The organism is Microbacterium sp., assembly GCF_047605725.1.
Lineage (GTDB): Bacteria > Actinomycetota > Actinomycetes > Actinomycetales > Microbacteriaceae > Microbacterium.
Genome location: NZ_JASGFE010000006.1, coordinates 61,365 through 70,400, shown reverse-complemented (window position 1 = coordinate 70,400; position 9,036 = coordinate 61,365). Strand labels below are relative to the sequence as shown.

Annotated in this window: 9 protein-coding genes and 3 tRNA genes; 4 read left to right on the top strand and 8 right to left on the bottom strand. The window is 71.2% G+C overall.

From position 1 onward, the window contains the following. Nucleotides 1-309: ATP-binding protein (locus QM641_RS02600; protein WP_415113138.1), on the bottom strand; the 309-nt coding region annotated here is incomplete at its 3' end. A gap of 271 nt (nucleotides 310-580) precedes the next feature. Here QM641_RS02600 and QM641_RS02595 point away from each other — a divergent pair. Continuing rightward, nucleotides 581-1,114 carry an inorganic diphosphatase gene (locus tag QM641_RS02595; protein ID WP_415113134.1) on the top strand — a complete coding sequence of 178 codons (534 nt, stop codon included), beginning with the start codon at nucleotides 581-583 and terminating at the stop codon, nucleotides 1,112-1,114. Nucleotides 1,115-1,164: 50 nt separating this feature from the next. On the opposite strand, the gene QM641_RS02590 is transcribed toward QM641_RS02595, so the two are convergent. Next, nucleotides 1,165-2,451, bottom strand: a complete 1,287-nt coding sequence (locus QM641_RS02590; protein WP_415113132.1) for a M23 family metallopeptidase — start codon at nucleotides 2,449-2,451, stop codon at nucleotides 1,165-1,167. A gap of 311 nt (nucleotides 2,452-2,762) precedes the next feature. Between QM641_RS02590 and QM641_RS02585 the strand changes: the two genes are divergently transcribed. The 3 genes from QM641_RS02585 to QM641_RS02575 all read left to right on the top strand — a co-directional run bounded on the left by QM641_RS02585 (nucleotide 2,763) and on the right by QM641_RS02575 (nucleotide 3,071). Further along, nucleotides 2,763-2,835: transfer RNA gene (locus QM641_RS02585), tRNA-Glu, on the top strand. Between the two features lie 21 nt (nucleotides 2,836-2,856). Beyond that, nucleotides 2,857-2,930 (top strand) — tRNA-Asp (locus QM641_RS02580). 65 nt (nucleotides 2,931-2,995) lie between these two features. Further along, nucleotides 2,996-3,071 (top strand) — tRNA-Phe (locus tag QM641_RS02575). Between the two features lie 341 nt (nucleotides 3,072-3,412). Here the strand turns inward: QM641_RS02575 and QM641_RS02570 are convergent. The 6 genes from QM641_RS02570 to QM641_RS02545 all read right to left on the bottom strand — a co-directional run bounded on the left by QM641_RS02570 (nucleotide 3,413) and on the right by QM641_RS02545 (nucleotide 9,002). Next, entirely contained in the window at nucleotides 3,413-4,423 is a 1,011-nt protein-coding gene (locus tag QM641_RS02570; protein ID WP_415113130.1) for an ABC transporter substrate-binding protein, read from the bottom strand. Nucleotides 4,424-4,464: 41 nt separating this feature from the next. Beyond that, nucleotides 4,465-5,310 (bottom strand): ABC transporter ATP-binding protein, encoded by an 846-nt coding sequence (locus tag QM641_RS02565; protein WP_415113128.1) that lies wholly within the window; start codon nucleotides 5,308-5,310, stop codon nucleotides 4,465-4,467. After that, a complete protein-coding gene (locus QM641_RS02560; RefSeq protein ID WP_415113126.1) occupies nucleotides 5,307-6,359 on the bottom strand; it encodes a FecCD family ABC transporter permease in 1,053 nt (350 codons plus the stop codon). Before QM641_RS02560 ends, QM641_RS02565 begins: the two co-directional genes overlap by 4 nt. Next, nucleotides 6,356-7,441, bottom strand: a complete 1,086-nt coding sequence (locus QM641_RS02555; RefSeq protein WP_415113125.1) for a FecCD family ABC transporter permease — start codon at nucleotides 7,439-7,441, stop codon at nucleotides 6,356-6,358. The genes QM641_RS02560 and QM641_RS02555 overlap by 4 nt, the downstream gene beginning before the upstream one ends. 243 nt (nucleotides 7,442-7,684) lie before the next feature. Continuing rightward, nucleotides 7,685-8,644 (bottom strand): SRPBCC family protein, encoded by a 960-nt coding sequence (locus tag QM641_RS02550; protein ID WP_415113123.1) that lies wholly within the window; start codon nucleotides 8,642-8,644, stop codon nucleotides 7,685-7,687. A 16-nt stretch (nucleotides 8,645-8,660) separates the two neighbouring features. Continuing rightward, complete coding sequence (locus tag QM641_RS02545) at nucleotides 8,661-9,002, bottom strand: ArsR/SmtB family transcription factor (RefSeq protein ID WP_415113121.1); 342 nt, start codon at nucleotides 9,000-9,002, stop codon at nucleotides 8,661-8,663. Between the last annotated feature and the right edge of the window lie 34 nt (nucleotides 9,003-9,036).

The following is a 9,036-nucleotide window of genomic DNA, read 5'->3' as shown; positions in this document are numbered from 1 at the left end:
GGCGGCCTCGGGGCCGCCGCCCGCAGCCACCTCGGCTCGGACCACATGGGCGGCAAGGCCGAGGCCGCGCGCGGAGGCCGCGGAGGAGGCCGCGGCCTCCGCCGACCCGTCCTGCAGCCCGTGGTCGACGATCACCGCGACCGGTGCGAGCCCCAGCCTGGGCGCCTCGAACGCCGTCGCGGCCGCGAGCGCGAGCGAGTCGGCGCCGCCGGAGAGCGCCACCACCAGCACGGACCCTGGGGTCAGGTCGCCGAGAGCGCCGCGCACGGCGCGGCGCACCTCGGCGACGGCGGGGTTCAGGCTCGGCACCTGCACCACGGTACTGGCTCGCACCGTCCCGCTTACAGGGGCGATCGGCACCGGGACCGCCTGCGAGGCGGCGAAGGGCCGGTTCGCCCTGTAAGCGGGACGCCGCCGAGGCGCCACCCGCCCCGCGTCGGCACTTCCAGGCCCGACCTGCCCTGCGCCGGCGTCGCTGAGCCCAGTAGGCTGGTCGCTGGCGCCGTGTGGAGCGTGTGCCCGCCAGTGAGCCGCCGGACGCGGCCGAACCGGCATTCCCCGTCTTCGAAGGAGAACCAGCATGGGCGCGTACGACGCCGTCATCGAGATCCCCCGCGGCAGCCGCGTCAAGTATGAGGTCGACCACGGCACCGGCCGTGTGTTCCTCGACCGCGTCCTGTTCACGCCGATGGGGTACCCGGCCAACTACGGCTTCTTCGAGAACACGCTCGGCGAGGACGGCGACCCGCTCGACGTGCTGCTTCTGCTCGACCGCGACCTCTACCCCGGCGTCCTCGCCAAGGTGCGCCCGGTCGGCGTGCTGCGCATGAGCGACGAGGCCGGCGGCGACGACAAGGTCGTCGCCGTGCTCGCGAAGGACCCGCGCTGGGCGCACATCCAGGACGTCACCGACCTCGACGAGTGGACCAAGGGCGAGATCGGCCACTTCTTCGAGCACTACAAAGACCTGGAGCCCGGCAAGTGGGTCAAGGTCGACCAGTGGGCCGATGCAGCCGAGGCTGAGCGGCTCGTGTCCGAGGCGTTCTCTCGCTTCGAGGACCACGAAGGCCAGACCAAGACGCAGGGCGAGGGCCAGGCTCCCAACACCCTCTGAGCGGTGCCGACGTGAAGGGCGGATGCTGCGGCATCCGCCCTTCACGTCCGTCAGAGCCAGACGCCCTGACTGGCCATGAAGCTCTGCGGATCGGTCGTGGCACCGTTGACGTACACCTCGAAGTGGAGGTGGCATCCGGTCGAGGCGCCCGTGGTGCCGGCGTAGGCGATGACCTGGCCGGACGCGACGTAGTCGCCCCAGTTCACGTTGAATCCGCCGGGGCGGATGTGTGCGTAGCCGGTGCCGTAACCGTTGCCGTGATCGATCTTGATCATGTTGCCGTAGCCGGGATCGTTCCACAGGAGGAGCGAGACCCGACCGCTGTTGGCGGCGTAGATCTCCGCGCCGCAGCCGTTGGCGAGGTCGGTGCCGCGGTGGTACCCGCTCGTGCAGTACCCGTTGGAGCAGATGCTGCTGCGCGGGCCGTAGGTGTCGGACACATAGCCGCCGTGCGGACGGGTCCAGCCCCCGGATCCGCTGCTGCTGCCACCGCCCGCGCTGACTGAGCTGCCGGCCTGGGCGGCCTGGGCGGCCTGCTCCGCGGCGCGGCGGGCCGCCTCTTCGCGCGCGGCGGCCTCGCGCGCCTCGCGCGCGCGGCGTTCGGCCTCGACGCCCTCCTGGTAGGCGGCGACGGTCTTGGCTGTGGTGTCCTGCAGCGCGGCCAGCTGCGCCTGCAGCTCGGTCAGGTGCATCGCCGCGGCCTCGGCGGCCGCCTGCGCGGCATTGGCGGCCTCCTGCGCGGCGATCATCTTCTGCTCGGCGATCTTCTGCAGCCGGTCGCGCTCGTCGCGTGCCACCACGGCCTGGTCGCTCAACGACTGCGCGGTGTCGCGGGCCGTGACGGCCTCGTCGTAGACGGCCCGATTGACGCCCATCACCTTGTCCATGGCGCCGAGCCGGGCGAGCAGATCGTCGGCCCCGGCGGCCGAGCCGGAGAAGAACAGCTCGAGCGAGGTATCGTCGCCGCCGTTGCGGTAGAGCTGGGAGGCGATCCGGCCGGCCTTCTCGGCCGCGGCGACGGCCTTGGCGGACTCGGCATCCGCCTGCAACTGGAGCAGGTTCGCGCGGTCGGCCGCGGAGTAGAACTCCTCCTGAGCCTGCATGTACTCGCCGGCGAGCTGCTGCGCGACCGCCTGCGTGCGTGCGACCTCGGCCTGCAGCTCGGCGATCAGGCCCTGGATGCGGGTGATCTCGGCGGCTTTCGCGCCCTCGTCGGCGCGTGCCCGCTCGACGTCGTCCCACGAGGGGTAGTCGGCGGCGAACGCAGGCTGCGCCAGCAGGAACCCGGCCGTGGCCAGGCCCACCATGCCGAGCCCGATCGCCCCGCGCCGCGTCATCGGTCGCACGAAGGCACGCCATTCCCTGGGTGACGGCGCGCAGCCGCAATCCACCTCGGTGTTCTGGTCCTCGGCCCGCACACGGTCCCTTTCGTAGACAACAGCACCATTTTTCACACAAACAACAGCCGTCACAACCCCTGCTCGAGCAGCGGGGGTCGTCACGACACTCGGCAGGGCCGGATCGGGAGTGCTCCGCCCATCCTCGCCGCCCCGCGCGCACACCGCGTTCCGACGCGCCTTCGATTAGCAATTCGACCGGGCGTTGCGTATGCTTGAGCGTCGGTAAGCGTGAGCCCCAGGGTTCGCTCGGCCCCATCGTTTAGCGGCCTAGGACGCCGCCCTTTCACGGCGGTAGCACGGGTTCGAATCCCGTTGGGGTCACGCCCACAACTCAACACACATGGCCCTGTAGCGCAGTTGGTTAGCGTGCCGCCCTGTCACGGCGGAGGTCGCGGGTTCAAGTCCCGTCAGGGTCGCTCCAAGCGACGGGCCCTTTGTTTCAGAGGGCCTTTCGTCTCGGACGCGGCGCTCCACGCCGCGCGGCTCTGTAGCTCAGTTGGTAGAGCGCACGACTGAAAATCGTGAGGTCACGGGATCGACGCCCGTCGGAGCCACCAGAGAAACCCCCTTCGGCTGCTGCACCTCATCGACGGCGGGATCGTCCGCAACTCCGGAATCTTCGCCAACCGGCCGGATGCCGCGTTCGCCGCCGCCGAACGGAAACGGCGCGAGGGGGTCGGCGTCGGCGTCGACCTGAACCTGGTGACCGGCACGCCGCTGCTGCCGGGGTCGGAGGTTCCCGACCTCGTCAACAAGCCCGCTGTCCGTCGGCTCCCGCGGAATGCGTCCCGGACGAAGGCCGGCTGTAGCAGAAGCACCCGTCCGGGCACCCTTCTGCCGCATCCAGCCTCCGTGCGGGACGGATTTCAGCGACGAGGAGACGCGCGCAAGACCCGCGTCACTGGCCTCCGTCGCCGGCCACGGCGTCGGAGAGCACCGGCACGAGCTGATCCAGCAGCCACAGTTCGCTCAGCGGTGTCGGGTAGGCCAGCGGCGAGGCCACGGCGTCGTCGACGACGGCGTAGTGCCCACCGGCCACGGCCGGGATCTGCTGGAACAGCGCGTCGCCCTCCAATGCGTCGCGGCTGAGCAGACCCTCGTCGCCGAAGGGGTATCCCACCAGCAGCACGTCGGCGTCGAGCAGGTCGACGTTCTCGCGGCTGACCGCCGAGTCGGCCTCACTGAACTGCTCGGCGGTGTCGGGGAGCACGAAGCCGAGGTCCGTGAAGAACGACACGTCGCTGCCGGCGTACGAGATGTACGTGATCTGATCGGGGTGGATCACGGCGTACGTGAACGTCTTCCCGGCGAACTCCGGGTGGGCGGCGGCGGCCTCTTCGAACTGCGCCGCGACGTTCGCGATCACCTCATCGCCCTCGTCCGAGAGCCCGAGGGCGGTCGCGGCCACCTCTGTGCGCTCAGCCCACGTCATGGAGCTGAGGCCGTCCTCGCCGATGTACGACACGATGGGCGCGATCTTCGACAGCTGCTCGTAGTCCTCGTCGAGCGTCCAGCCGCTGGTGGCCAGGATGACGTCGGGCTCCGCGGCGGCGATGGCCTCGTAGTCGACGCCGTCGGTGGAGTCGAACGTCGCCAACTCGCTCTCGCCCAGAGCGGCGAGCGCGTCCTCCTCCCACGGATCGAGCGCGGAGTCGCCGTAGAGCGGGCTGATCACCGGCACGACGCCGAGGGCGAGCGCGATGTCGAGGTCGACCGACGAGACGACGGCCACGCGCTCGGGCTGTTCCTCCAGCACGGTCTCGCCGTAGGGGCTGTCGAGCGTGAGCGGGTAGCCCTCCGCGGATGCCTCCGCGGTGTCCGAGGAGCTGGAGCAGCCGGCGAGCCCGACGGCGGCGAGCCCGAGGGCGACGGCCGCTGCGACCGTGCGGCGCACGATGGGGTGGGACATGGTGATTCCTCCTGGTGTCGAGTAGGGAGACGGAGCACGGGTCAGCTGTCGTGACGACCGCGTACGAGGACAAGGGGGGCGCCGGTGTCGGGATCGGCGATCACGCGAGCGCGTACGCCGAAGACCTCGGCGACGAGCTCGGCGGTGATCACCGCGCGCGGTGGCCCGACCGCCACGACCGCACCGTCCTTCATCGCGATCACGGTCGACGCGTAGCGCGCGGCGTGGGCGAGGTCGTGCAGCACGACGACGACCGTGGTACCGGCGGCGTCGAGGTCGGCGAGCAGGTCGAGCACCTCGATCTGGTGCGCGACGTCGAGTGCGCTCGTGGGCTCGTCGAGCAGCAGCAGCGGGGTCTGCTGCGCGAGGGCCATCGCGATCCAGACGCGCTGGCGCTGCCCGCCCGAGAGCGTGTCGACGGCCCGCGTGGCGAGGTCGGCGACGCCGGTGCGCAGCAGTGCCTGCGCGACGATCTCGTCATCGTCGGGGGTGCGCACCCCGAATCGACGGTGCGGGTGACGTCCGCGCGTGACGAGCTCGGCGACGGTGATGCCTTCGGGTGCGACGGGACTCTGCGGCAGGATGCCGAGTCGGCGTGCCACGTCGCGCGTGGGCAGCGAGTGGATCGCGTCGCCGTCGAGCAGCACAGAGCCGCCCTGCACGGGCAGCAGCCGTGCGAGGGTGCCGAGCAGGGTCGACTTGCCGCACGCGTTGGGACCGATCAGGGCGGTGATCCCCCGCGCGGGGATCGCGAGATCCAGTCCGCCGATGATCGTCCGCGCGGCGTATCCGGCGCGCAGTGCGCGCGCGGACAGCCCGCGGTGGGGATCCGGGATGCCGGGCGTCGCGGCATCCGTTTGCGAAGACGTGTCGCCGAGCGCGGTCATCGGGCCTCCGCCTTCCGAGTCAGCAGCAGGAAGATCAGCGCCGGCGCCCCCACGAGTCCGGTGAGGACCCCGGTGGGCACCGGGCTGATGACGGGGGCGGTCTGCGCGGCGACATCGGCCAGCACCAGCACCGCGGCCCCCACCGCGGCAGCGGGCAGGGGACCTGCCTGCGGCAGCAGCCGCGCCGCGATGGGGCCGGCCACCAGCGCGATGAAGGCGACCGGACCGGCGACGCTCGTGGCGATCGCGGCGAGGGCCGCCCCGAGCAGCAGCGCGATGACCCTCACGAGCCCTACCCGCGTTCCAAGGCCCGACGCGAGATGGTCACCCAGGCGCAGCGCATCGAGCGAGGGCGTGAGCAGCACGACGGCGACGACGCCGACGACGAGCGTGAGGGCGAGCACGGCCACCTCGTTCCACTGCGCCCCGGAGAGCGAGCCGATCAACCACCGCATCGCGCGGGTCGAGGTCATCGAGTCGGCGAGAGCCAGCAGGTAGCTGGTCGCCGCAGCGAAACACGCGCCGACGCCGATGCCCACCAGCACCAGGCGGTAGGTCGACGAACCGTGCGTCCAGCTGAGCCCGAAGATCAGGAACACGGCGAGAGCGGCTCCCGCGAGCGCTCCGGCCTGGACGGCCAGGCCGGTGCCGCCGGCGACGACGAGCACGGCCACGGCACCGGCGCTGGCACCGGCCGAGACGCCGATGATGTCAGGGGTTGCGAGCACGTTCGACACCAGCCGCTGATACACGACGCCGGAGAGACCGAAAACAGCGCCGACCAGCACGGCGGTCAGCGCTCGCGGCAGACGCGTCTCGACCACGACGAACCTCGCGAGGCCCGTGCCGGAGCCGAACACCGCCGACAGCGCGTCGGACAGCGCGATGTCGGCGGAGCCGCCGACCAGCACTTCGACGACGAGGCCGGCGACCGTGACGGCCCCGAGCGCGGTGAGCACCAGGGCGGCGCGCACCCGGGTGCGGCGGCGCTCCCGGCGCAGGGCGGTGACGACGACGGCCTCGGTCGCTGGCGCGGTGACAGCGGTCATGCCTCCACCAGCTTCCGTGTGCGGGCGAGGACGATGAACACCGGCGTGCCCACGACAGCGGTCATGATGCCGACGGCGATCTCCCCGTTGCCCGGGGCCACACGCCCGGCAACATCGGCGGCCAGCAGCACGATGGCGCCGCACAGCATCCCGAGCGGGACCAGCAGGCGTTGATCGGCGCCGACGATCAGCCGGGCCAGGTGTGCGCCGACCAGTCCGATGAAGCCGATGGGTCCTGCCGCCGCCACGGCGGCCGCGCACAGCAGCACGGCGACCAGCGCGACGCTCAGCTGTGCCCTGCGCACGCGCACGCCGAGACCCGCGGCGGTGGACTCGCCGAGGGCGAGCGCGTTGAGCGTCGGGCCGCACAGCAGCGCGAGCACGACTCCGGCGAAGGCGAACGGCCACAGCTCCGGGAGCGTCTCACCGCGCCCGGACAGCTGGCCGATCGACCAGAAGCGGTAGCGCGCAAAGGCCGATTCGTCGCGGATGATCAAGAGGTTGATGACCGCGCCGAGCATGGCCGCGGTCGCGGCGCCGGCGATCACCAGGCTCACCGCTGCCGACGCGGCCCGGGTCAGGCGCGAGACGGCGAAGACGAGCGCTGCGGTCGCCGCAGCGCCGGCGAGGGCGACCCAGAACGTCGCCGTGATCGAGGCGAGCCCGACGAAGACGATGCCGGTCACGACCGCGCACGCGGCACCGAGCTCGACTCCGAGGATGCCCCCGTCGACGAGCGGATTGCGTGTGAGAGCCTGCATGAGCACACCCGATCCGCCCAGGCACACGCCCACGAGCAGCCCGAGCAGTGTGCGCGGCAGCCGTTCGGTCAGCACGACCGTCGAGTCGTAGTCGGTGAGCGGCGCTCCGCTGGCGGCCGAGACGAGCGCGCGCGCGACGGCATCGGGGGCGATGGCGCGCGCGCCGATCGCGAGCGAGAGCACGGCCACGACCACGAGCAGCCCGGCCAGCGCGCCCAGCCCGATCAGCCGACGACGGATGCCGACACGCACCGGCCCGAGCACGGCGCGCGGATCCACCGCTGCCCGGCCGGTAACCGGCGTCGTGGTCGTGCTGCTCACCGCGTGTCGCGCTCCGAAGGGTCGTCGGTTCCCCCGTCATCTGCGGGTCATTAGGTTAGCCTAACCATGTTGATCCATGTTCAGCGAGCCCGCCTCGCGACTGAAAGCCGCCGACACCCCCCGGAATGCGTCCCGAACCGAGGTCGGTAGAGGAAGAATCGCCCGATCCGGCGCCCCAGCGGCACATCCAGCCTCTGTCCGGGACGGATTCCGTCGGCGAGTACCGCTATCCGCCCTCCAGGGTCAGGCGATGACGTCCTCCAGCCGCGCGTAACTGGCCTCGATGCCGTCGGTCATGCCGGTGGCGAGGATCGCGTCGCGGGTGTCCTTGTCGGGGTACTCCACGACGAGGGTCAGCAGCGTCGCGCCGTCCTCCTCGTAGAGCTGCAGGTCGTTGAGCGTCGCCGGGCCCTCGGTCCCGATCATGCGCTCCGTCGTGACGGCACGGCGCGGCGCCTCGGACAGCACGGTCTCGCCCTCGAAGCCGAAGCGCGTGGACTCGTCGTCCCCCTGCTGCCACACGTAGCGGTAGGTGTCGCCTACCTCGCACTCGATCATCGACCATCCGTCGGGTCCGAGCATCCAGCGCCGCAGCAGCTCGGGCTCGTGGTGGGCGCGCCAGACGAGCTCACGCGCACCCTCGACAAGCCGCGTGATGCGCACGTGCGTGTCGTCGAGCAGCTCGGTGCGGGTGCCTTTGCCCTGCGCATACTCGCGCAGGTCGTGGAGCACGGCGTCGAGCTGCCCCATCGCCAGGCGCGAGCCCTCGACGGCGCCCATCGCGACGACCTGCTCGAGCGCCTCATGGGAGTCGAAGTAGGTGACGTTGCGCAGCGTCGACCCCGTGACAGTGGCCTCGAAGGTGAACACCATGCGCATCGCGGGGAAGCCCTCGAACACCGTGCCGTCGGCGTCGACGAAGCTGTCGAGCGCCTCGAAGCCGGTGCCCTCGTCTATGCGCACGAACTCCCAGGCGCCGTAGGATGCCTCGCCCTGCGGACTCGTCATGTGATAGTGGGCGCGGCCGCCGACCGTGAAGTCGAACTCGGTGAACGTCGCCGGCCAGCCCGGGGGCCCCCAGAAGCGCTCGAGCTGGCGCGGGTCGGTGAACGCCCGCCAGAGCCGGTCGACCGGTGCGTCGACGTCGGCGATGAGCGTCATCGTGAGGGTCTCGGGATCGGTGATGATGTCGCGGACGGGCATGGATCTCTCCTTCGATTCAGGCTTCGGGCTCGGCCAGCAGCGCGTCGAGCCGGTCGATGCGGGCGCGCCAGAGATCCTCGTAGCGGGACAGGAGCGCCCGTGCGCGGGCGATCATCGCGGGGTCCGCCCGCACCAGACGCTCGCGCCCCTCGGCGCGCTTGATGACGAGGCCGGCGGCCTCGAGCACGGCGACGTGCTTCTGCACGGCCGCGAACGACATGTCGTAGTCCGCGGCGAGCTCCGACACCGACAGTTCCTGCTCGATGGTGCGCGCCAGGATGTCGCGTCGCGTCGCCGCCGCGAGGGCCTGGAAGACACGGTCGATCTCACCATCCGTCTGCTCCGTTTGTACAACCATTTGGTTGTAGATTACGGATGCCGTCGCAGCATGT